The sequence below is a fragment of the Roseinatronobacter domitianus genome, assembly GCF_023336755.1.
GTDB lineage: Bacteria > Pseudomonadota > Alphaproteobacteria > Rhodobacterales > Rhodobacteraceae > Roseinatronobacter > Roseinatronobacter domitianus.
In genome coordinates this window covers 173200-193728 of record NZ_JALZWP010000006.1, presented here as the reverse complement: position 1 = coordinate 193728, position 20529 = coordinate 173200, and the positions used below count along the sequence as shown (strand labels likewise).

At 61.3% G+C, this 20529-nt stretch carries 21 protein-coding genes and 1 pseudogene; 10 read left to right on the top strand and 12 right to left on the bottom strand.

The window, feature by feature from the left end; all coding sequences use genetic code 11:
* Nucleotides 1–133, top strand: a pseudogene (locus M3N55_RS08405) (IS3 family transposase); the annotation flags it as partial.
* On the opposite strand, the gene M3N55_RS08400 reads toward M3N55_RS08405, so the two are convergent.
* From M3N55_RS08400 to M3N55_RS08375, 6 genes are all read right to left on the bottom strand, one after another.
* On the bottom strand, nucleotides 97–1647 hold the full coding sequence (locus tag M3N55_RS08400) for an adenylate/guanylate cyclase domain-containing protein (protein ID WP_249058080.1): 1551 nt from the start codon (nucleotides 1645–1647) through the stop codon (nucleotides 97–99). The pseudogene M3N55_RS08405 and the gene M3N55_RS08400 overlap by 37 nt on opposite strands.
* A gap of 104 nt (nucleotides 1648–1751) precedes the next feature.
* The gene (locus M3N55_RS08395; RefSeq protein WP_249058079.1) at nucleotides 1752–2126 is read right to left on the bottom strand and encodes a DUF3307 domain-containing protein; all 375 of its coding nucleotides are present in this window, start codon (nucleotides 2124–2126) and stop codon (nucleotides 1752–1754) included.
* 189 nt (nucleotides 2127–2315) lie between these two features.
* Nucleotides 2316–3017 carry a Crp/Fnr family transcriptional regulator gene (locus M3N55_RS08390; RefSeq protein ID WP_283163920.1) on the bottom strand — a complete coding sequence of 234 codons (702 nt, stop codon included), beginning with the start codon at nucleotides 3015–3017 and terminating at the stop codon, nucleotides 2316–2318.
* A gap of 208 nt (nucleotides 3018–3225) precedes the next feature.
* The gene (locus tag M3N55_RS08385; RefSeq protein WP_249058077.1) at nucleotides 3226–3900 is read right to left on the bottom strand and encodes an HAD family hydrolase; all 675 of its coding nucleotides are present in this window, start codon (nucleotides 3898–3900) and stop codon (nucleotides 3226–3228) included.
* On the bottom strand, nucleotides 3878–6370 hold the full coding sequence (locus M3N55_RS08380) for an ATP-binding protein (RefSeq protein WP_249058076.1): 2493 nt from the start codon (nucleotides 6368–6370) through the stop codon (nucleotides 3878–3880). The genes M3N55_RS08385 and M3N55_RS08380 overlap by 23 nt, the downstream gene beginning before the upstream one ends.
* Nucleotides 6367–7248 carry a response regulator gene (locus M3N55_RS08375; protein WP_249058075.1) on the bottom strand — a complete coding sequence of 294 codons (882 nt, stop codon included), beginning with the start codon at nucleotides 7246–7248 and terminating at the stop codon, nucleotides 6367–6369. Before M3N55_RS08375 ends, M3N55_RS08380 begins: the two co-directional genes overlap by 4 nt.
* A gap of 117 nt (nucleotides 7249–7365) precedes the next feature.
* Between M3N55_RS08375 and M3N55_RS08370 the strand changes: the two genes are divergently transcribed.
* From M3N55_RS08370 to rnc, 5 genes are all read left to right on the top strand, one after another.
* Nucleotides 7366–8394, top strand: a complete 1029-nt coding sequence (locus tag M3N55_RS08370) for an ABC transporter substrate-binding protein (RefSeq protein ID WP_249058074.1) — start codon at nucleotides 7366–7368, stop codon at nucleotides 8392–8394.
* Nucleotides 8395–8460: 66 nt separating this feature from the next.
* Nucleotides 8461–10614 carry an ABC transporter permease gene (locus tag M3N55_RS08365; protein WP_249058073.1) on the top strand — a complete coding sequence of 718 codons (2154 nt, stop codon included), beginning with the start codon at nucleotides 8461–8463 and terminating at the stop codon, nucleotides 10612–10614.
* A gap of 9 nt (nucleotides 10615–10623) precedes the next feature.
* Nucleotides 10624–11673, top strand: coding sequence for an ABC transporter ATP-binding protein (locus M3N55_RS08360; RefSeq protein WP_249058072.1), 1050 nt, complete (start codon nucleotides 10624–10626; stop codon nucleotides 11671–11673).
* Between the two features lie 147 nt (nucleotides 11674–11820).
* Nucleotides 11821–12609, top strand: coding sequence for a signal peptidase I (gene lepB, locus M3N55_RS08355; protein ID WP_249058071.1), 789 nt, complete (start codon nucleotides 11821–11823; stop codon nucleotides 12607–12609).
* Complete coding sequence (gene rnc / locus M3N55_RS08350; RefSeq protein ID WP_249058070.1) at nucleotides 12606–13292, top strand: ribonuclease III; 687 nt, start codon at nucleotides 12606–12608, stop codon at nucleotides 13290–13292. The genes lepB and rnc overlap by 4 nt, the downstream gene beginning before the upstream one ends.
* 40 nt (nucleotides 13293–13332) lie before the next feature.
* Here rnc and M3N55_RS08345 read toward each other — a convergent pair whose 3' ends face one another.
* Nucleotides 13333–14454, bottom strand: coding sequence for an acyltransferase family protein (locus M3N55_RS08345; protein WP_249058069.1), 1122 nt, complete (start codon nucleotides 14452–14454; stop codon nucleotides 13333–13335).
* Nucleotides 14455–14674: 220 nt separating this feature from the next.
* On the opposite strand from M3N55_RS08345, the gene era reads away from it, so the two are divergent.
* The 3 genes from era to M3N55_RS08330 are packed head-to-tail and all read left to right on the top strand — an operon-like array spanning nucleotide 14675 to nucleotide 16750.
* Nucleotides 14675–15586 carry a GTPase Era gene (era, locus tag M3N55_RS08340; protein ID WP_249058068.1) on the top strand — a complete coding sequence of 304 codons (912 nt, stop codon included), beginning with the start codon at nucleotides 14675–14677 and terminating at the stop codon, nucleotides 15584–15586.
* Nucleotides 15583–15918, top strand: coding sequence for a DUF1491 family protein (locus M3N55_RS08335; protein WP_249058067.1), 336 nt, complete (start codon nucleotides 15583–15585; stop codon nucleotides 15916–15918). The genes era and M3N55_RS08335 overlap by 4 nt, the downstream gene beginning before the upstream one ends.
* Entirely contained in the window at nucleotides 15911–16750 is an 840-nt protein-coding gene (locus M3N55_RS08330) for a propanediol utilization protein (RefSeq protein WP_249058066.1), read from the top strand. Before M3N55_RS08335 ends, M3N55_RS08330 begins: the two co-directional genes overlap by 8 nt.
* On the opposite strand, the gene M3N55_RS08325 is transcribed toward M3N55_RS08330, so the two are convergent.
* From M3N55_RS08325 to rpsF, 5 genes are all read right to left on the bottom strand, one after another.
* The gene (locus tag M3N55_RS08325; RefSeq protein WP_249058065.1) at nucleotides 16720–17766 is read right to left on the bottom strand and encodes a YeeE/YedE family protein; all 1047 of its coding nucleotides are present in this window, start codon (nucleotides 17764–17766) and stop codon (nucleotides 16720–16722) included. The two genes, M3N55_RS08330 and M3N55_RS08325, sit on opposite strands and share 31 nt — an antisense overlap.
* 88 nt (nucleotides 17767–17854) lie before the next feature.
* Entirely contained in the window at nucleotides 17855–18229 is a 375-nt protein-coding gene (locus M3N55_RS08320; protein ID WP_428982628.1) for an ArsR/SmtB family transcription factor, read from the bottom strand.
* 240 nt (nucleotides 18230–18469) lie between these two features.
* Nucleotides 18470–19090, bottom strand: coding sequence for a 50S ribosomal protein L9 (rplI, locus tag M3N55_RS08315; protein ID WP_249058064.1), 621 nt, complete (start codon nucleotides 19088–19090; stop codon nucleotides 18470–18472).
* Nucleotides 19091–19102: 12 nt separating this feature from the next.
* Nucleotides 19103–19330, bottom strand: coding sequence for a 30S ribosomal protein S18 (gene rpsR / locus M3N55_RS08310; protein WP_013961325.1), 228 nt, complete (start codon nucleotides 19328–19330; stop codon nucleotides 19103–19105).
* A 13-nt stretch (nucleotides 19331–19343) separates the two neighbouring features.
* The gene (gene rpsF / locus M3N55_RS08305) at nucleotides 19344–19697 is read right to left on the bottom strand and encodes a 30S ribosomal protein S6 (protein ID WP_249058063.1); all 354 of its coding nucleotides are present in this window, start codon (nucleotides 19695–19697) and stop codon (nucleotides 19344–19346) included.
* A 235-nt stretch (nucleotides 19698–19932) separates the two neighbouring features.
* Here rpsF and M3N55_RS08300 point away from each other — a divergent pair, with 235 nt between their 5' ends.
* Nucleotides 19933–20502, top strand: a complete 570-nt coding sequence (locus M3N55_RS08300; RefSeq protein WP_249058062.1) for a biotin transporter BioY — start codon at nucleotides 19933–19935, stop codon at nucleotides 20500–20502.
* The last annotated feature ends 27 nt before the right edge of the window (nucleotides 20503–20529 follow it).

Here is a 20529-nt window from a genome sequence, read left to right as displayed (position 1 = left end):
GGAAATGGCTACCCTCGGCTGGGTCGACTGGTTCAACAACCGGCGCCTGCTTGGCCCCATCGGAAACATCCCGCCAGCAGAGGCTGAAGAGAACTTCTATGCACAGCACGACGTGCTCGATATGGTCGCGTGAAATGAAGCTATAGGTCTCCGGTGAAACCGGGGCGATTCATTTTTACGCTCGGATTCCTGTCCGCCTGCGGCCAGCCAGACGCGGCCATCGGCCTCTGCCCTGTGCCGGACACCCTCCAGCAAGGCGGTTTTTCCGTGGCCCGGATCGGCCTTGATAATGGCCAGCCGGGGCAGGGGAGCGTCTTGCGAGATCACATCGCACAAGGCGTCCAGTTCGCCTGTGCGCTCGAATAGCGCGCTTTGCGTCCCGCACTGCGGGGGCATCGTGCCATGGCGCGTATTGCCGGGCTGGGGCTTGCGGTGGTCCGTCTGGGCTTGGATGCCTTCTGGCACCAGCGCCGCAATTTCCTCGGCGGCGCGCAGGGTTCCGGGTGCAGCCTGCGTCATCATCAGGGCCGCGCGGTTCATTGTGTTTCCAATGGCGTCGTAGCGCCAGCACCGCGCGTCACCGACAACCCCGACCAGCGTTGCGCCCCGAGCCAGCCCGATGCGCATCTCCACAGATGCACGGCGTCCTTGCTCAAGCAGATCGGCCGCCGCCTCGAAGGCGCGCAATGTGTCGTCCTCATGCGCGACGGGCGCCCCGAAGATGCAGGAAATATAGGTTCCCTTGGCGTCCGTGTTGACGTTAAGGACAGTGCCGCCACGCGTTTGGACCGCCCATTGGGTCTCTCGAACTGCGCGTGCCGCAGCCTGCATCGCGTTTTCAGCCTTCGCAGGGTCCATGATTTGCAGGAAAAGGGCGGTCAGCGTGCGGATCTCTGCCATTTCGCCCAACGTGCCCAAGGTCGCGGCACGCCTGAGCATTGCCCGCGCGGAACTGGGGATCCAGGCCAGCGCGGTTTCAGTATCGACGGGTCGCAAGGGGCGCGGGCTTACAGGGTCAGCCGACACCGCGTTGAGTATTCCGGCATGCGCCTGCGGCAGCTCGATCACCTTTGCGCCGCTTGGTTGAAGAAGCGTTTGCGTCCGCGCGCAGACAAGTATCGGCAGGTCGGCCCTCCTTGGCAGGTGGTCGAGTTCGGCCAACCGGGTCATGACCGGACCGCCCGCAATTTCAAGCCGGCCATGTATCGGGTCGCCCACAAGGTTCTGCTTTAGCAGACCGCTGGCGATGGTCAGACGAAGCCGAGTGCCCATGTAAGAAAAAGGCTTGGCGAGTGCGAGCGCGCAGGCAGAGGCCTGTCTTGCCGCGGTTGCGTCGCCCCCGTAATCCTCTGCATCGAACCAAAGGGTCAGTGCGTCCCCGGCATGCGCGATCACCGTGCCGCGGTGCTGCGCTCCCATTCGGATGACACCTCCAAGCTGTTCTCCAAGTAACTCATGCAGGCGTTCAGCCCCGACACGCCGTCCATGCGCGGCCAAAAGGCGTTCAGATGTTTCATTGAACCCCGCAACATCGCAGAATAGCGCGCTGCCTGTTCCCGATGCGCGCCATGGCTCTGTTGTGCCTTGTGCCAGCCGAAACCGCTCCGGGACAAATCCCGACAGACCCTCGTCGCCTATGTCGTTCATGTCCCTCTTGCCCCTTTTGCAAAGGTTGTGCCGTCCTCTGCTTGCCGCCGTCTGACTGTCCAGCCTAACACGTTTTGTTCCTTCAGATCAGAGTTATCCCCAGATTACGCAACCAACACGAACACCATCACCAGATAAGTGAGCTGGTGGGCAAGCTGATCCAGACCGAAGAGCCGCCAGAAGTCGTTCGACTGCACCCCAAGGCTTCGACGGCGGACAATCCGCTCTTTGGCCCAGTCAATATGATAATGCGCAAGCCCTTCACCGACCAGAACCGCGACAATAGGTGAGCTGAAGCCCATCACTGGCAGCAGGATAAGCGCACTTCCCGCGACATGGACAAGCCCATGCCAGACGCCACCGGCGTAACCGTAGCGCCCCTTCTCGTTGCGCATCCGCTTTGTTTGCAACAGGAAGTCCGCCGCGAAATGCTTGCTTTGCAGACCTGCGATAATGCGCAGCAGATCGGCGCTTGTCATGTCGTGGGGACCGGGAGATCGGCGCGGCAAACACGTCGTCGTGCCTGCGCCGCGCCGCAGCCGTGCCGTGGCTTTAAGGCGCAATCATTGGCCCTGGTTTTGTTAAATCTGCGCATGCATGGATCCAAGCGTTCTGGCTTCAAACGCCGGAACCTTAGCGCGGCTCTGAAAACTCGGCTGTGACCGGGATCACAGCATTTCGCTGAGTCGCGCCAGCCGTTCCATATCCGGTATCTCGATCCGGCGGCCAACCTTGCGGATGTGGCCATCGTGGCGCATGGCAATGATTTGCCGGTTCACCGCCTCTCGGCTGACCCCCAGCATACGGGCCATTTCCTCTTGCGAGAAGGCCCGATCAAACACCATGCCGGTCGGCGTAGCTTTGGCATGCGACTGGGCAAGATCAAGCAGCTTTCGGCACAGTCGGGAACGCAGGGGCAGGAAGGCGGCCTCGATCAGCGCCTCATTGGACCCTCTAAGCCGTTCTGCAAGCAACTTTACCAGGTGGCGCGAGATCGCGGGTTCTTGCTTTTGCAGACGTCCGAAATCGGGCGCATCCAGATACAGTAATTGCCCGGGTCCGATGATAGAGGCGCTGGCGGACCGTGGCTGACCGTCAATCAATGCCATCTCGCCGACAGCGTCCCCGCCGCCCAAGAGCGCAAGTGTAAGTTCATTGCCCTCGGCGTCCCCAAGCCAGACACGAACATGTCCCTCTGCAATCAGGTATAACCCATCAGGCTGATCGCCTTGCGAAAATAGCATGTGGCCCGCCTTTGCATGGACACGCACACAACAGGCGGCAATGCTCTCAACGATACGATCGTCGAGGCCGGAAAATAACGCACAGCGCTTCACTGCCTGAAATGCCGTGATCTTGCGCGCCGCCATTGCTCTTCTGCCTTCTCGCAACACCTTGACCTGAATTTCGGCAGTGCCAATCCACGTCAATATAGTGTCGAAAGCGGTCTGCATTTGCAACAATGTGATCCAACGGGACGGGCGGCGCACCGCGTTTTGAAAGCGGCGGCTTATATTTTGCCCACCATCCGGTCTGGTCGGTCGCCCCTGCCTGATTGCGCATCACCGCCCGCGGCTGTCAGCGCATTGGCAAACTGGCCAGTGTTTGGATCAAGGCATCGGCTTGCATCGGCCACCCCGGAAGGCGCACATCATAACCGCGCATACCACAGGCGGTTGCTGCATGCAGCCCTTCCGCGCTGTCTTCCAGCACGATGCAATCCTGACGGGCGACGCCAAGTCGCGCGGCGGCGGTCAGGTAGAGATCGGGCGCAGGTTTTGGGTCGCGGGCGTCTTCGCGGGTAATTACCAGGTCGAAGAGGTGGCGCAATCCGGTAGCGGCCAAAAAGGCCTCGGCAATGGGCGCTTCGCTATTTGTGACCACGGCCATCGGCAGACGCCCATGCGCCTTGCGGGCCAAATTGACGACAGTCGGGTTTTCGCGCGCCGCTGCGGCGTTCAGGACCGTTTGCGCAATACTGTCCGACGTGGCGCGGGGCAAATCCAGTGCAACCGGGTGCTCGGACCGGAAGCGCGCAAACAGGTCGTCGCGCCCCATGCCCGTCAGCGCCATATACCAATCACGGGTCATCCGCGCCCCTTGCTGCAAGAGGGCGTCCGAGATCGCCTTGAAATGCAGATCGCCCGTCAGCAACAATGTTCCGTCGCAATCGAACAGAAGCGCCGCAGGCATCGCGATGTCGGGTAGTCCCGTCCCCGATCTGCATTGGTCAGGGGAGTGCAGCTGTGTCATGTGTCCAGTCTTTCGCAGTAAGACGCGCCAATGCGCGCTGTAGGGCTTCGTAGGTCAGTGGTTTGGGCAAGGTGATGATCCGTCCGGGAAACTGCGCGCTGAGCGGGTCGCTATGCGGCAGATGGCCTGAAACGACAATCGCCTGCACATTGGGCCAACGCGTGAGGGCGAATTCGGCCAGTTGCCATCCCGCGATCTGCCCATGCAGCGACAGATCGGTGATGATCAGGTCAAACGGTTTTGCAAGCTCCGACAGGGCGGTCTGTGCGTCGCAGGCAAGTTCCAGCCGGGTCGCCATAGGGGCCAGCAGCTTCTGTGCGGCAATGCGGTCCTTGGGGTTGTCCTCTACCAACAGCACATCGCCAAGGTTGCCCGATATCTGCTGTGCTGTGCAAAGCGGCAGGGACAGGCGGACCGTGGTGCCTTTTCCCAGCTCAGAGGATATCTGCACATCGCCCCCGGATTGGCCGATAAACCCGTAGACCATGGCAAGCCCCAGCCCGGTGCCGGTGCCATCGGCGCGGGCGGTAAAGAAGGGTTCCATTGCATGCGCCAGCACATCGGGCGCCATTCCTGCGCCGGTATCGGCCACCTCTATGACCGCATTGGGGCCGGATTGCCGCACGCTCAGCGTGACACGGCCTTTGCCGGTGATGGCCTGACCCGCGTTCAGGCACAGGTTCAGAAGGGCGCTCTCCATCTGGCCGGGGTCTACGCGCACGGGCAAAGGTGCCGCGCCGGTAGAGATGTCCAGTTCTATCCCGTCGCGCAGCGCGAATCCGACCAGATCGGCGATGCCGTCAACCAAAAGCGGCAGGTCAACGGTTTCGGGCTCCAGATGCTGACGCCGCGCGAAAGCCAGAAGCCGCCCGGTCAGCGATGCTCCCAGATCGACCGCCGAACTTATGCTCTGACGCAGCGCGGCTTGGCGCGCGGGCGAGGCCGTGTCCATCATGTGCAGGTTGCCAGCGATGGTCGACAGGATATTGCCGAAATCATGCGCCACTTCGCCCGAAACCTTTCCCAAGGCTTCGATGCGCTGGATCTGGCGCAAACGATCTTCCATCTGGCGGCGCTCTGTGGCGTCTGCGATCAGCACCACCGCCCCGCCACCGGGCAGCGCGCTTTCCCGTAATTCGATCACCGACCCGGTGGCGCTAGACAGGCTGGACAATCCGGCGGGGCCGTCGGTGTCTTGCCAGCCAGCGGACTCGATGACCTCGGCCAGTTTCGGGCGGTCTGCGAACTGTGCAGGCTCGACCCGCAAAAGCGGTGCCAGTCGCTCATTATACGCCACGATCTGCCCTTGTTCCGACAGGATCGCCACGCCGTCGCTGATCCCGGCCATCATGTTTTCATAAAGCGCTGTGCGTTGCTCCATTTGCCGGTGCGAACGGTCCAGCCGCAGCGCATTGGCCCGGAAAGCCCGGAATGCATGAAACAGCTTGCCGATCTCGTCGCCCTGACCTTCGCCGCGTGGCAGGCGTGTCTGGCGGTCGCCCCCGGCAAGGCGCATCATCGCATCGGAAATCGCGCGCAGATTGGCCGTTACATGGCCCGACACATACAGGGCCGCTGTCAATGCCAGCACGGCACTTGCGACCACCACCGCCAGCAAGGTGGATTTGGCCAGCGCGATCGCGGTTGTGGTGCTTGCGCGCTCTGCCGCGATCAGCATTTGCGCGTCTTGCGTAACGGCGGCGGCATGCGCGGTGACGGCAGCGGCACCTTGGCGAATACGCACCAGCGCGGCTTCGGCCCCGATCTGGCGTGCCAACTCAAACCGCCGCAATTCGAATAGCCCGTTTGGGCCTTCGGCCACCTGACGCAGCCGGGCAAGCCCCGGATCGTCGCGCAGCATCGCCAGTCGGCTGGTCAGCCGCACATATTCGCGCTGAAACTCCCCCACGCCAATCAGGTTCTCGGCGCGTCCTGCACCCAGAAGGGCGGCTGCGACACTTTGCAAAGACAACCCGCGTTGACGATTGGCGAGTGTCGCATCAGGCCGGGCCGAGAGCGCCGCGAAGTCGCGTTCCAGCGTGGCAAGCTCTGCATTCAGGCGCAAGGTTCGGTCCCGCAATTCGGCGCGGGCAGAGTTGTCGCGCACGACAGCCGCGATCGCGTCTTTGGTCTGGACCAAGGCGTATTGCAGATCGTGGTCTGCGGGCAAACCGGCGCTGAGGACTTCAACAAGTTCGGTTGCTTCCTGGCCTTCCTGCGCAATGCGGAACGGGCTGTCCAAGGTCAGCAGATAGGGCGCGAGCGTAGCAAGATCGGCGGCCTTGCGCGACAAGGTCAAGGCGCGGTCCACGCCCAACACGGTTTCGCCCAGCAACCGGTCCAGCCTGTCATTGCCGCGGGTCAGTGCCCCCCATGCGATCAACCCGACACACAGCACCGCCACCGCCAAGGCGCCAAGCGCCACCAGCAACCGGGCGCGAACAGACAAGCGCCACGGCAGACGCATCATGGTTGAGGTCCGGTCACGAATATATAGCCTTGTCCGCGACGGGTCTGCAAATGCACGGGTTTTGACGGCACATGTTCGACCTTGCGGCGCAATCGCAGGATCAGCACATCAATCGTGCGGTCCATGTATTGCGACAGGTCATTGCCCAGTTCGGTCAACAATTCGGTGCGCGGGATAACCCGGTTGGGATGGCGCAGGAAATACTCCAGCAACCGATACTCGGCATTGGTCAAGGCAATTTCAGACCCGTCGGGACCAAGCAATTCGCGGCGGCTTTGGTCCAGCCGGAACTGGCCGAAAGCGCGGATTGTGCTGGCGCTACGGTCGGTCGGCTGAAGCGCGGGATGGCCCGCGCGGCGTAACACGGCGCGCAAGCGGGCCAGCAATTCGCGTGGGTTGAAGGGTTTCATCATGTAATCATCCGCGCCGGTTTCCAGCCCGATGATCTTGTCCATCTCGTCGCCGCGCCCGGTCAGCATCATGATGGGCAGCCCAAGGGTCTCGCGGATGCGGATTGCAAGGGTCAACCCATTCTCGCCGCTCAATCGCAGGTCGATCAGCGCCAGATCAACGCGCGGGCGCGGCCCCAGTGCCATGAAAGACGCCCCGTCTGCCAAGGGCAGCGGGGTAAAGCCGTTCTCGGCCAGCAATTCGGCAACACTGCGCCGCAAGTCCGGGTCGTCATCAATGATTGCAACGACAGGACCGCCCGGCACCGCCGGGTCACAGGTGGTGGCCTGTGCACCCCAATTCGTGGACGTCTCCTCCATCGCGCCCGATCCTCCTGCGCCTATCTTGTCGCAACTGACGCGCACCGCAATCGGGATCGTATGCGCAGAATGACAAGCTTGCGGGTGTTTTGTAATATTGTTCATCATTTCGCTGCCCTGATGACAGGTTGTTAACCTGCCGTGTCTCGTCCCATAGCCACGTCTGTGGAACAGTTCGACTGCACCGCCGCAAGAGAGAGGCGGTCAATTCGGGAGGAGAGTTACATGAAATTATCCAGCATCAGCGCGATTGCGCTGTCTACTGCCTTGGTCGCCGCAGGTGCGGCCCAAGCGCAAAGCCTGAACGTCGTATGTTCCAACGAACAGTCTTGGTGCGACCTGATGGCCCAAAATTTCAAGATCGATACCGGCATCGATGTGGCCATGGTGCGTAAATCCACCGGCGAGGTTCTGGCACAGGTCCGCGCCGAGGCCGGCAACCCGAAGGTCGATGTCTGGTGGGGCGGCACGGGCGACCCGCATCTGATTGCCGCCAATGAGGGTCTGAGCACCCCGTCTGGCGTAGACACGTCTGGCCTGTTGGGCTGGGCGCAGAACATGGCCGATATGTCTGAAGGCCGCGCCATCGGCGTGCATGTGGGCCTTCTGGGTATGCTTTACAACACAGAGGTTCTGGCCGAAAAGGGCTTGCCCGCTCCGGCCTGCTGGCGCGATCTGGCCAAGCCCGATTACAAGGGCGAAGTGACCGTGTCGAACCCGCAATCGTCGGGCACCGCCTACACCCAGCTTGCAACCCTTGTGCAGTTGTTCGGAGAGGATGAAGCCTTTGCCCTGCTGGCCGATATCGGCAGCAATGTGAACCAGCACACGAAATCCGGCTCTGCGCCCGGCAAGATGGCTGCGCGTGGGGAAACCACCATTGCAGTGGGCTTCATGCATGACATGGTCAACCTGAAGAAGCAGGGCTTCCCGGTCGAGATCGTCTCTCCCTGCGAAGGCACGGGCTACGAGGTCGGTGCAGTCAGTGTTATCAACGGCACGCCCCATATGGAGGCCGCGAAAGCCTGGGTCGAGTATGTCATCAGCCCAGACGCGCAGTCGCGCGGGCTGGAGGTGGGCGTGTTCAACATTCCGTCGCACCCGGCCTCTGCCACCGACCCGGATGCGCCGGATATGACCTCTGTCAAGCTGATCGACTATGATTTCGCAACCTATGGCGCGTCGGAAACCCGCGAGCGCCTGCTGGCCCGCTGGGAAGGCGAGGTGAAATCCAAGGGCGGCAATTTCGAGTGATCGACTGACGCCAGAACGACCCGCGCCGAAATGGCGCGGGTCTTGCTTTCACGCAGGATGAACACGATGCAACGCACGGCGAAGCTATGGCTTCTGATCGGGCTGGCGGCTTATGCTGTTTTGCCCTGGTACATGGTCCCCGGCGGGTTCTGGTCCTTCGGCTGGCTACAGGCATGGTCTGCCGATGCGCGCCCGGCGCTTGTCTGGGCGCTGGGGGGGCATGCATGGTTGCTTGCGCCGGTAATCGGGCTGTTGGGTGCGGCGCTTGCGCTGGCAACGACGCGCGGCCTGGCGCTGGCCCGCGCCCTTGTTGTCAGTGGTGCGCTTGGTCTGTTGCTGATGGCCGGGCAGGGGCTGGCTATCCTTGGCAACCGCGCCCGGTTCGAGGCTTTGGACGGGCTGACCCAACCGGGAATGGGCGCGGGCGCATTGCTGGTCGCGGCGGCGCTGTTGTTCATCTTGACCACGGGAATTTCCGGGCTTGGACGCGGACGGGGCGATGTGTTCATTACCGGCATGGTCGGCGCAATCGTCGCGCTGGTCGGGGTATTCGTGTTCTACCCCATGAGCTTTATCCTGATCCGCGCGTTCGAGCTGCGCGGCGGGGCGGGCCTTGGCGTGTCAGAGTTCCTGCCGCGCTTTCTGGCGCCCGACATCTGGTCCATCGCATGTCTGTTGGGCACCGGCTATTGCGGCGCGGCGATGAATTCGCTGCTGCTGGGCTTGGCCACCGCGACGGGCACGACCATCATGGGGCTGGCCTTCGCGCTGATTTTCACGCGCACGGCCTTTCCGGCCAAACGGTTCCTGCGGGTGCTGACGATCCTGCCCATCATCACGCCACCCTTCGTGATCGGGCTGGTGTTGATCTTGCTGTTCGGACGTTCCGGCACCATCACGGAATTCTTCTCTGATGCGTTCGGTTGGGAAAAGACTCGCTGGCTATACGGCTTCTGGGGCGTGTGGCTGGCGCAGATGCTGTCTTTCACGCCGATTGCCTTTCTGGTGCTGATTGGTGTGGTCGAAGGCGTCAACCCCTCGGTCGAAGAAGCCAGCCAGACGCTGGATGCAAATCGCTGGCAGACCTTTCGCTTTGTCAGCCTGCCGCTGATGCGTCCGGGATTGGCCAATGCGTTCCTGCTGGGTTTCATTGAAAGCCTTGCTGATTTCGGCAATCCGCTGGTGCTGGGCGGAAATTTCAACGTGCTCTCGACAGAGATCTACTTTGCCATTGTCGGCACTGTCGCGGACCCGGCCAAGGCCGCGATCCTGTCGCTGACGCTGCTGTCCATGACGTTGGGCGCTTTCCTGGCGCAGCGCACATGGCTGGGCAAAAAGAACTACGCCACCGTCACCGGCAAGGGCGATAGCGGACAACATGCAGGTCTGAACCCGGCGCTGCGCTGGGCCTGTTATGCGCTGGCGCTGCCCTGGGCGCTGTTCACGATGGTGCTGTATGCGCTCATCATGTTCGGCAGTTTTGTCAAACTTTGGGGCTATGACCACACGCTGACGTTGGAGCATTACCGCCGCGCCTTCGGCATTGTCGTGCGCAACGGCGTTCATCTGACCGGCTCTGCTTGGGACAGCTTCCTGACCACGCTGACCATTGCGGCCATTGCCGCGCCCTTGACCGCGGCTGTCGGGCTTGCCACCGCGTATCTGCTGGTGCGGCAGAAATTCGCCGGCAAGGACGCGTTCGAGTTTTCGACCATGCTGTCTTTCGCCATTCCCGGCACGGTCATCGGGGTGGCCTATGTCATGGCCTTCAACTTCCCGCCCATAGAGCTGACCGGGACCGGGCTGATCCTGATTATCGTCTTCATCTTCCGCAACATGCCGGTGGGTGTGCGCGGCGGGATCGCGGCCATGAGCCAGCTTGACCGCTCGCTCGACGAAGCCTCTGTCACGCTGGGGGCCAGCAGTGCCACAACGCTGCGTCGGGTTATTCTGCCCTTGATGGGGCCGGCCATTCTGGCTGCGCTGACCTATTCTTTCGTGCGCGCGATCACCTCTGTCTCGGCGGTGATCTTCCTTGTGTCGGCGCGTTACAACATGGCGACCAGTTTCATCGTTGGCCGGGTCGAGAATGGCGAATTCGGGATCGCCATTGCCTATGCGGCGGTGCTGATCGTCACCATGCTGCTGGCCATCCTTGCCCTGCAATTGCTGATCGGGCGGCGCAAACTGCGCCGGGCCGACCGGCTTCAAGCCACCTGAGGGAAGACCATGAAAGGTTCCGTCCGTTTTGAAAACGTCACCAAACGCTTTGGCGATGTCGTCGCGCTCAAGCCGCTATCCTTGGACATAACGCCGGGCACGCTGGTGACGCTGCTGGGGCCTTCCGGCTGCGGCAAGACCACGACGCTGCGCCTGATCGCGGGGCTGGAAAGCGCCAGCGAAGGCCGTATCCTGATTGGCGGGCAGGATGTGACGCATCTGTCGGCCACCTATCGGGCGGTTTCGATGGTGTTTCAGTCCTATGCGCTGTTTCCACATATGAGCGTGTTGGAAAATGTGGGCTACGGGCTGCGGGTAAAGGGGATGCCCAAATCAGAGGTCAAGGCGCGGGCCGAACACGGGTTGGAGCAGGTCGGCCTGAAAGGCTTTGGCGAACGCCTGCCGTCGGAACTATCGGGCGGACAGCAACAACGCGTCGCGGTTGCCCGCGCAATCGTGCTGGAACCCGAAGTGCTGCTGCTGGATGAACCGCTTTCCAACCTGGATGCGAAGCTGCGCCGCCATGTCCGCGAGGAAATCCGCCAGATTCAGCAGCAGTTGGGTCTGACCGCCGTATATGTCACCCATGACCAGGAAGAAGCGATGGCCGTCAGCGACCGAATTATCGTGATGAAGAATGCCGAAATCGCGCAAGAAGGCACGCCGCAAGACCTGTATGACCGCCCCGCCAGTGCCTTCATTGCGGATTTCATCGGGGATGCGAATCTGCTCGATGTTGAGATCTGCCGTTCGGGGCAGGACACAGAAATTGTGCTGCTTGACCGCAAGCTGACCCTGCCGGTGCAAAGCGCGGCGACAGGTGCGGCGCAAATGGTTCTGCGCCCGCATGATATCCGCCTTGAACGCAGCCCGGCCCCCGACCGGCTGCCCGCAAAGATCGTCTATGCCGCTTGGTTGGGAAATACGGTTCAATACACTTTGGCCACCGAAGCCGGATCAATCTTCGTCATCGCACCGCCGCAGGCAGACCCGTTCTGCACCGGCGACACTGTTTATCTGGCCTTCGATCCGCAAAAGGTGCGTCTGGTCACAAGCTAGTGTTTCCAGCGTTCCAAATGGCGCGCGCAGGGCTTTCAAGGGGTTTCCCCTGCGTATGGCAGGGATGATCCTGCCTGCCGCGCTTGACTTCGGCCACGCCCCCGCCCATGACACGCGCATTACACTTCAGCAGCGGATACAGGGCGTATGGCAAGCAGTGATGGTAAAAAAGACGGGCTTTGGGAGAATATCAAAACGATCTTCTACGCGCTCTTGATCGCAGGGGTGTTCCGCACCTTGTTTTTCCAGCCATTCTGGATTCCATCCGGGTCGATGAAGGAAACCCTGCTGATCGGGGATTTCCTGTTCGTCAACAAGATGGCCTATGGCTATTCGCGCTATTCCTGCCCCTTCGCGATTTGCCCGATTTCGGGACGGATATTTGCGTCTGACCCCGAACGCGGTGACATTGTCGTGTTCCGGCACCCCGGCACCGGGGCGGATTACATCAAGCGGTTGATCGGGCTGCCGGGCGACACCGTGCAGCTGCGCGACGGGCAGATCATCCTGAATGGCGATCCTGTTCCGCAAACCCCTGATGGCAATTTCGTCGAGGAATACGCGCGCCAAGGGTCGTCCGGCCAGTTCCCACGCTGCGAGAACGCGCCTGTGGGCCAAGGTGGTGATTGCCTGAAATCCCGCGTGGTAGAAACGCTTCCAAATGGCGTCAGCTACCCTGTGCTGAACATTACCAGCACCGGTGCCGCCGACAATACGCCGGTCTTTACCGTCCCGGCGGGAGAGTTCTTTTTCATGGGTGACAACCGTGACAATTCGCTCGACAGCCGGATGCCGCGCAGCGTGGGTGGCGTGGGCTTCGTGCCGTTCGACCATCTGATCGGACGGGCGCGCCATGTTGTCTTTTCCGCCGAAGGACGCTCGCTTTACATGTTCTGGACATGGCGGGGGGATCGCTTCTTCGAGGGGCTTCGGTGAAGCTCTCGCGTGAAATCAATGCGTTCATGCAACGGCTTGGGCATGAGTTCGACCGCCCCGAACTTTTGCTGCGCGCGCTGACGCATCCGTCCATCGCCACGCCTGCGCGACCCGACAACCAGCGGTTTGAATTTTTGGGCGACCGTGTCTTGGGGCTGGTGATGGCAGAGGCGTTGCTGGCGGCCGACAAAACTGCCCGCGAAGGCCAGCTTGCACCGCGTTTCAACGCGCTGGTGCGCAAGGAAACCTGCGCCGAGATCGCGCGCGCGATTGATCTGGGCGCGGTGCTGCGGCTTGGCCGGTCCGAGATGATCTCTGGCGGGCGACGCAAGCAAGCAATTCTGGGCGATGCGATGGAAGCGGTGATTGCCGCCGTCTATCTGGACAGCGGCTTCAACGTGGCGCGCGATGTCATCCTGACGCTTTGGGGCGACCGTATCACACAGGTCGAGGCGGATTCGCGCGATGCCAAGACATTGTTGCAGGAATGGGCGCAAGCGCGCGGAATGGCCCTGCCGGATTATACCGAGGCCGCGCGCTCCGGCCCGGACCATGCGCCGGTTTTCACGATCGATGTGCGGCTGGAGAATGGCGCGACCGCACAGGCCACCGCCGGCAGTAAACGGCAGGCAGAGCAGCAGGCAGCGAGCGCGCTTTTGGCGCTTTTGGATCGGCCAGAGTGACTGGACAGAGAAAACCGGGCGGCGTGAACTGAACCGTGTGTCAGAGCCCGCCCGGCGCCCCGTTGAGCGGCCCGATCAGGTAAAGCCCGAACACAAGCCCAAGCGCCATCAGCGCATAGACCACAATAACAGAGGCATAGCCCAAAGCAGGCCGATACCATGCCGCCCTGTATGTATAAAGCTTGAGGTCAATCAGTTTATAGGCATAGGCCGCAACGCCAAGGGATAGCGCGAAGCCGATGATATCAGAGGTGAAAACCCCAAGCCCCGGTAGCCTGCTGGCGATTATGCTGGCCACGAACAGGCCTATCCAATGATTGAGATACATCGGAAACGAGATGCCACCCGCCCACTTGCCCAGCCGTGTCCGATGCCCCGGACGGGCACAAAGCAGCACGACGACCACGGCTAAGAGCGGAACCAGATACCTGTATTCGACGGTTCCGGCGACCCAGAAGGCAATTGCCAGCCCGCCTGCACCGATCAGGGCCAGAATAGCCCCTGGATGTATGTGCCAGTTTCCGAAACGGCGCTGCAAGAGCGCGGCCAGAACACCGGCGGAGACGCTGCCATACCAGGTGCCAAGTAGGGTCGCCAAGATGGCGATTGCCACCCATGTCATCCAGTATTTCGCAAATGATACGAACAGGATCACGATCGGGGCCATAAGGTAGAATTGCTCTTCGACGGCAATCGACCAGAAATGCGCGCCAGTGCCGTTCATTGGCAGGGCTGCGATCACCTCGGGGGTCTTTTGAATGAAGAAGTTGTGAGTAAATGTAAGGTCATAAGCAAGGCTTTGCCAGAAATATGGCGCGGCACCTTCTTTCAGGTAGGCGACGCTGTAAAGCAGGGTAACTGCGGCAAAGAAAGGTAGCCAGATGCGTATCGTGCGGTTGTAAAAGAACCTTGGCAGGTCCGCTTTGTTCATGTTCAGAATGATGCCGCCGATCAGAAAGCCGCTGAGTGCGAAGAATACCTGCACGAACAAATCGCCCGCGAAATTGAAATGCTCCACCGATCCGGCATGGACCCAGAAGACGGCCGAAGCGAGGAATATCCTTAACCAGTCGAAGTCGGGGTAATCGGTCGTGCTGATAGGTGCAAGAGCCGCGCGATGCCGGTCTTTGATAATGAAATCTGACTCTGGCGGTTTGAACATTGCTGGCTTTCCACATTTTGCGCATGTGTGAACTATTGCGAAAACGCGTCAGAATTTGGGCAAACTCGGGTCTGGGTTGCGGTGCTTGCGCTGCATCATGCGTCGCTTTGCATTTATGGGCCGGGGTGGCTGGCTGCTGCGCGGGGTTCGCCCATAAGCTCTGGCGGGATGGCGCGAAACCAGCTAAACGCGGCAGCTAAAGGCAAACGGGGCTTCTTCCATGACCACACGCGCGGGCTTTATTGCCCTTATCGGCGAACCAAATGCAGGCAAATCCACCCTGACCAACAAGATGGTGGGGGCGAAGGTCAGCATTGTCACGCACAAGGTGCAGACAACGCGCACACGCATTCGCGGCGTGGCCCTTGAAGGCGCGGCGCAGCTTGTCTTTGTCGACACGCCGGGGTTGTTTCGCCCGCGCCGCCGTCTGGACCGCGCCATGGTTGCGGCTGCGTGGGGCGGGGCTGCCGATGCCGATGTGATCGTCCTGCTGATAGAGGCGCATCGCGGGCTGACCGACGGAGTGCAGACCATCCTTGATACACTGCGTGAGCGCGTGAGCCCAAAGCAGACCGTGGCGCTGGCCATCAACAAGATCGACCGGGTGAAGTCTGAAGCACTATTGGCGCTGACCGCAAAGCTGAACGATGCCTATCCATTTGCGCAGACCTTCCTCATTTCTGCCGAGCGCGGGCATGGCGTGGACGATCTGCGCCGCTGGCTGGCCGGGCAATTACCCGAAAGCCCATGGCTTTACCCAGAAGACCAGATCGCCGATCTGCCCATGCGCATGATTGCGGCGGAAATGACGCGCGAGAAGCTGACCCTGCGCCTGCATGAAGAATTGCCCTACCAGTTGACGGTCGAGTCCGAGAATTGGGAAGAGCGCAAGGACGGTTCGGCCCGCATTGACCAGACGATCTATGTCATGCGCGACGGTCACAAAGGCATTGTGCTTGGCCATAAGGGCGAAACCATCAAGGCCATTTCCACCGCCGCGCGGGCCGAAATTGCCGAATTCCTTGGCCGGCCCGTCCACCTGTTCTTACAGGTAAAAGTGCGTGAGAACTGGATGGAAGAATCCGAGCGCTATTCCGAAATGGGGCTGGAGTTCCGCGACGGCAACGCATGACCGGAGCGCGGCTGGCCACAGGTATCTGGGTTGCGGCCTATCTGCACCGGCTGCAACTGGCGGGGATTCCCGCCTATGTAATTGCCAAAGGCGACACCACGGCGGGCGCGGTGCTGGTAAAGCTGGCACGGATGGATTGCACCGCCTGCGCCTACACCCGCCGCTTTGATTTCGAGCAGGACGCGCGGGTCTGGGATGTGCTCTGCGATGGGCCAGAGGCCGAAGTCGATGCCGCGATCAGCCGACAGCGCAGCTTTGACAGCGACCTATGGGTGATCGAGCTTGAGGACGCGCGCGGTCGCCATCTGTTGGATGAGGACGGGCTTGGCTAGGCACGTTCTGGACCAGACTGGCCATTTTGGCGAATGGCTGCAAGGGCGACTGGGGCCGAATGGACCGGTGGCTCTGGTCAGCCTGTCATGTCCTATACCGGTCTTGCGGGCCACATATCTGCCCGGACGCGGTGCGCTGCGGCTGCAAGGCGCGGGTCTGACCGCTGGGCGTGCGCAGCGCTTCTTGCAGGATCTGGGCTGCAATCTGCCGGGCCGGGTTCGGCTGCGCCCTCATGTGCCCGCGGGACAGGGCAGGGGCGTGTCAACCGCAAGCCTTGTTGCGCTGGCGCGTCTGGCCGGGTTTGCCGGTCCCAAATCTGCGCTGGCCCGCGCTTGCCTGCGCGCCGAAGGGGCAAGCGATCCGCTCTGGCACGCGCAGCCCGAACACCTGCTCTGGGCGTCGCGGTTGGGGGTCGGTCTTCAGCCTTTGCCTGCCTTGCCCCACTACGAGATCGTCGGGGGTTTGTGGGGCAGGGGGCAACGCACCGATCCGTGCGACATGCGCTTTCCGGGTATCGAGGATCTTGTCGTGCAATGGCGTCAGGCGCGCAAGCTGGCAGAGTTCGCGGCGCTGGCCTCTGCCAGCGCGGAACGGTGCCTTGCCCTGCGCGGCCCAATGAATGACCCGACCGCGCGGCTTGCCGCTCAGACTGGCGCGCTGGGATGGGTGGCTGCCCATACCGGTAGTGCGCGCGGGCTTGTTTTCGCGCCCGGCACCGTGCCGCATGGCCTAACCGCACAGATGCGTGCTGCCGGGTTTCGGGACGTTCTGACGTTTCGCGGGGGCGGTGATGTCCCCGCTCAGACCGATTGGAACCCGCGCAACAATTGACGCAATCCCAGCAGCGCGCCGACAACAATGCTCAGGAACACCACCGGGGCCGAATAGGAGAGCGTTGCCATGGCAGAGGCGCCTTGGCCGACCGAACAGCCCATGGCGATCACGCCACCAACCCCCATCAGGCTTGCTCCGGCAACCTGACGGCCCAGCTCGCGGGGGTCTTCGCAGGCTTCCCACCGGAACCGTCTGCGCCACGCGGCAGCAAGTGCCGCACCCAGAACCACGCCCAGAACAGAGCCGATGGCAAAATTCAGCCCGCCCGCACTGGCGGTCATCAGATACAGAATCGCGCGGCCCAGTGGCACGGTGAAGGTAAACCCCTCAACCGGCACGGCGTCGAGCGTGGCGCGGTGCAGCGCCGATGTTGCGATAAACGCCCCTGCAATGGCCAGACCGACAATCACAGACCAGCCGATGGTCGCCCGGTTGCCGCGCAGGTCGGGATGCCGGAGTGCGACCCAGATCAGCCCCAATGCAATCGGGGCGGCGAAAAGTAGCGGCGGCAGGTCGGTCAGCCGCGCGAAAGCGTGGGCAAAGCCTTGGGGCACCGTGGTTTCCACCTCTGGAAACAGGGCCACGCGCAGCGGCGATAGCGGCCCGGCCAGCGTGATGAACCCGGCAATCGCCATGATGATGACAATCAGGAATGACCGCAGATCGCCGCCTCCCAGCCGGATCAGCGCGCCGAAGCCACAATTCCCGGCCAAGGCCATGCCATATCCGAATACCAACCCCCCAAAAACTGCGGCGAACGGGTTAAACACGATCTGGTGGTAGGGGCTTTCAGATATAAGCGCGAAGCCCAACGCATCTGCGCCGAACAAGGTCAGAATAGCGATGCCAAGAACAACGCCCCAAAGCCGCGCACGGCGTTGGTCGCCGCCATAGGCAGCGCTTTCAATTGCACCCAAAGTGCAGAAATCACCCATGCGCGCCGCCACGCCCAGAATGATGCCGATCAGAAGACCAGCACTACCGGCCAACACCGGCGCGGGTAAATCCCACATTCAATTCCTCCAATGGGTTGGCCCGCACAAGATGCGGGCCTGCCGTATATCAGAGTATACAGAATGCCCGATGCAGCGTCACGAAAAATCAGGAATTGGCCTGCGCGCAGAACATGTCATAGACCACCGCGATCAGGCGTTCCGCCTTTTGGTCGTGCAGCGCGTAATAGATGGTCTTGCCTTCGCGGCGGCAGGTCACGATCCCTTCCAGACGCAATCGCGCAAGTTGCTGGCTGACGGCCGCTTGGCGTGATTGCAGAAGGTCTTCCAATTCGCCCACCGATTTTTCACCGGTCGACAGATGGCACAGGATCATCAGGCGACCTTCATGCGCAAGCGCCTTCAAAAAGGCCGATGCCGCCTGCGCCTGATCCAGCATATCGGTTGGTGCAAGGCTGCTGCAAGTGCCGGGCTCTGCCGGGTCATGTTGCTCCAGGTCCAAACTCTGCGTGTCCAGAGACATATCTCTTTCCCCCAATAAGCCGCTTACCCTTCGGCTGTATGAAAAATATTCAGTTGCAGTTGCTTGAATATGTAGAGCGCTGTCCAGCTTAGAACAAGCCTGCGCCCTAGCATTAGATCAATATGTTCGCGTCAAAGCCGAACTGTCGGGAAAATTGCCCATAAATCCGGCAAAGATCGGTACAAAAACAAACACCCGCCAGCGAACCGGCGGGTGTTCAAATCTGCAAAGCAGGTTTGCTCAGGCGTCGCGCGGGTCTTCGCTGTCGCCTTTGCCGCGCGGATCGTAATCGTCATCATCCATCCCGGCGCTGCCGATTTCATCGAACAGTTCAGAGATTTCGAATTCCGCGGCTGCTTCTTCCTCGGCGGCCAGTTCCTGAATGGACTTGCCAGAGGCCTGCAATTCAGCTTCTTCGACCGAGCGGGCCACGTTCAGACGAATGTCCGAAGCGACTTCGGGGTGCAGGTTCAGCGTGACGGTGTGAATGCCGAGGATCTTGATCGGCTGACCAATCACGATCTGGCGGCGTTCAACGGTGACAGCAGCTTCTGCCAACAGGTCTGCCACGTCGCGGGTGCTGACGGAACCATAGAGCGCGCCTGCATCCGATGCCTGACGGATCACGACATAGGTCGTGCCATTCAGACGCTCGGCCACAGCAGCGGCTTCTTTTTTGGTTTCAAGGTTCTGCGCTTCCAGATCGGCCTTGCGGGCTTCGAACGACTTCACATTGTCGTCCGACGCGCGCAGCGCCTTGCCTTGCGGCAGCAGGAAGTTGCGCGCATAGCCGGGCTTGACGCTGACGACATCGCCCATCTGGCCAAGCTTGGCCACGCGTTCCAGTAGGATAACTTGCATGTTTTGTGCTCCTTACTTCACGGCGTAGGGCAGAAGCGCAAGGAAACGGGCGCGCTTGATGGCGCGGGCCAGTTCACGTTGCTTCTTGGCCGACACGGCGGTGATACGCGAGGGCACGATCTTGCCACGCTCGGAGATGTAGCGTTGCAGCAGGCGCGTGTCCTTGTAGTCGATTTTCGGAGCATTGTCGCCCGAGAACGGGCAGACCTTGCGGCGGCGGAAAAACGGTTTTGTAGCCATGGATCAGCTCTCCTTACGATGCGCGGCGGCGCGGTTCGCGCTCGTCACGTTTCTGCATCTGGACCGAAGGGCCCTCGGCGTGCGCGTCGACCTTGATGGTCAGAACGCGCATGACATCGTCATGCAGGCGCATCAGGCGTTCCATTTCCTGCACGGCAGCGGCGGGCGCGTCCGAACGCAGAAAGGCATAGTGGCCCTTGCGGTTCTTGTTGATCTTGTAGGACATGGTTTTCACGCCCCAATATTCGTGATCAACCAGTTTACCGCCATTATCGGCCAGAACCGTGCCGAAATGTTCGATAAGCGCTTCGGCCTGCGTGTTCGACAGATCCTGACGCGCGATCATGACATGCTCGTAAAGCGGCATGCGATCTCCATTCATGTGCTGGGCGCATTTCAAAAAGCAGGGCAATGACCTTTCCGCCCCTGCCTACGAGAGCTGCACCGGTGAAAGCTTCGCGGAAAGATGTGTCCCCTTAGCGGCAAACCGGGCAGGGTGCAAGCGCGCGCCGCGTGCGCGCAAACAAATGCGCGCACTCTTGTCAGCGCGCCATGTCTGTCGCATAAGTGGCGCAAGAATGTTTCGCAAAAAGGGGGCTTTCATGGCTCATACTCCTCTGATGACATCGCTTGGCGCCGATAGCTCGCTTGTCCGCAAGGTCGCTATGGTGGCCTTCGGTTCGGTGCTGGTGGCAATGTCCGCGCAAATCAGCGTGCCGATGTTCCCGGTCCCGATGACGTTGCAGACACTGGCCATCATGCTGATCGGCCTGACCTACGGGGCGCGTCTGGCGGGGGCCACGCTGGTGGCTTACCTTGCGCAAGGTGCGATGGGCTTTCCGGTATTCGCCGGGGGTGCGGCAGGACTTGCACCGCTGATGGGGCCGACCGCTGGCTTCCTGTTCGGATTTGTTGCAATGGCCTTCGTCATGGGCTGGCTGGTCGAGCGCGGGTTTGACCGTGGCTTTGGCCTGTTCGGTGCGGCGCTGATCGCAACCGCGCTGTTGTTTGTGCCGGGGATTGCATGGCTGACCGCCGTCACGCCGCTGAACCTGCAAGGCGCATTCATGGCCGGGGCTGCACCCTTCTTGCTGGGTGAACTGGTCAAAGTGGCTGTTGCTGCGCTGATCGTCTCTGGCGCGTTCAAGGCGCTGAAAGACCGTGTGACGTAATTACGCTAAAGTTTTGAAAAGGCGGGT

Excerpts from the sequence above, each read along its gene's own strand:
- M3N55_RS08370 (WP_249058074.1), top strand. The coding sequence starts at position 7,366 with ATGAAATTATCCAGCATCAGCGCGATTGCGCTGTCTACTGCCTTGGTC.
- M3N55_RS08300 (WP_249058062.1), top strand. The coding sequence starts at position 19,933 with ATGGCTCATACTCCTCTGATGACATCGCTTGGCGCCGATAGCTCGCTT.
- era (WP_249058068.1), top strand. The coding sequence starts at position 14,675 with ATGACCACACGCGCGGGCTTTATTGCCCTTATCGGCGAACCAAATGCA.
- M3N55_RS08385 (WP_249058077.1), bottom strand. The coding sequence starts at position 3,900 with ATGACACAGCTGCACTCCCCTGACCAATGCAGATCGGGGACGGGACTA.
- M3N55_RS08320 (WP_428982628.1), bottom strand. The coding sequence starts at position 18,229 with ATGTCTCTGGACACGCAGAGTTTGGACCTGGAGCAACATGACCCGGCA.
- rpsF (WP_249058063.1), bottom strand. The coding sequence starts at position 19,697 with ATGCCGCTTTACGAGCATGTCATGATCGCGCGTCAGGATCTGTCGAAC.
- M3N55_RS08400 (WP_249058080.1), bottom strand. The coding sequence starts at position 1,647 with ATGAACGACATAGGCGACGAGGGTCTGTCGGGATTTGTCCCGGAGCGG.
- rplI (WP_249058064.1), bottom strand. The coding sequence starts at position 19,090 with ATGCAAGTTATCCTACTGGAACGCGTGGCCAAGCTTGGCCAGATGGGC.
- M3N55_RS08380 (WP_249058076.1), bottom strand. The coding sequence starts at position 6,370 with ATGATGCGTCTGCCGTGGCGCTTGTCTGTTCGCGCCCGGTTGCTGGTG.
- M3N55_RS08345 (WP_249058069.1), bottom strand. The coding sequence starts at position 14,454 with ATGTTCAAACCGCCAGAGTCAGATTTCATTATCAAAGACCGGCATCGC.
- M3N55_RS08395 (WP_249058079.1), bottom strand. The coding sequence starts at position 2,126 with ATGACAAGCGCCGATCTGCTGCGCATTATCGCAGGTCTGCAAAGCAAG.
- M3N55_RS08375 (WP_249058075.1), bottom strand. The coding sequence starts at position 7,248 with ATGATGAACAATATTACAAAACACCCGCAAGCTTGTCATTCTGCGCAT.
- lepB (WP_249058071.1), top strand. The coding sequence starts at position 11,821 with ATGGCAAGCAGTGATGGTAAAAAAGACGGGCTTTGGGAGAATATCAAA.
- M3N55_RS08390 (WP_283163920.1), bottom strand. The coding sequence starts at position 3,017 with ATGGCGGCGCGCAAGATCACGGCATTTCAGGCAGTGAAGCGCTGTGCG.
- M3N55_RS08335 (WP_249058067.1), top strand. The coding sequence starts at position 15,583 with ATGACCGGAGCGCGGCTGGCCACAGGTATCTGGGTTGCGGCCTATCTG.
- rpsR (WP_013961325.1), bottom strand. The coding sequence starts at position 19,330 with ATGGCTACAAAACCGTTTTTCCGCCGCCGCAAGGTCTGCCCGTTCTCG.
- M3N55_RS08360 (WP_249058072.1), top strand. The coding sequence starts at position 10,624 with ATGAAAGGTTCCGTCCGTTTTGAAAACGTCACCAAACGCTTTGGCGAT.
- M3N55_RS08365 (WP_249058073.1), top strand. The coding sequence starts at position 8,461 with ATGCAACGCACGGCGAAGCTATGGCTTCTGATCGGGCTGGCGGCTTAT.
- M3N55_RS08325 (WP_249058065.1), bottom strand. The coding sequence starts at position 17,766 with ATGTGGGATTTACCCGCGCCGGTGTTGGCCGGTAGTGCTGGTCTTCTG.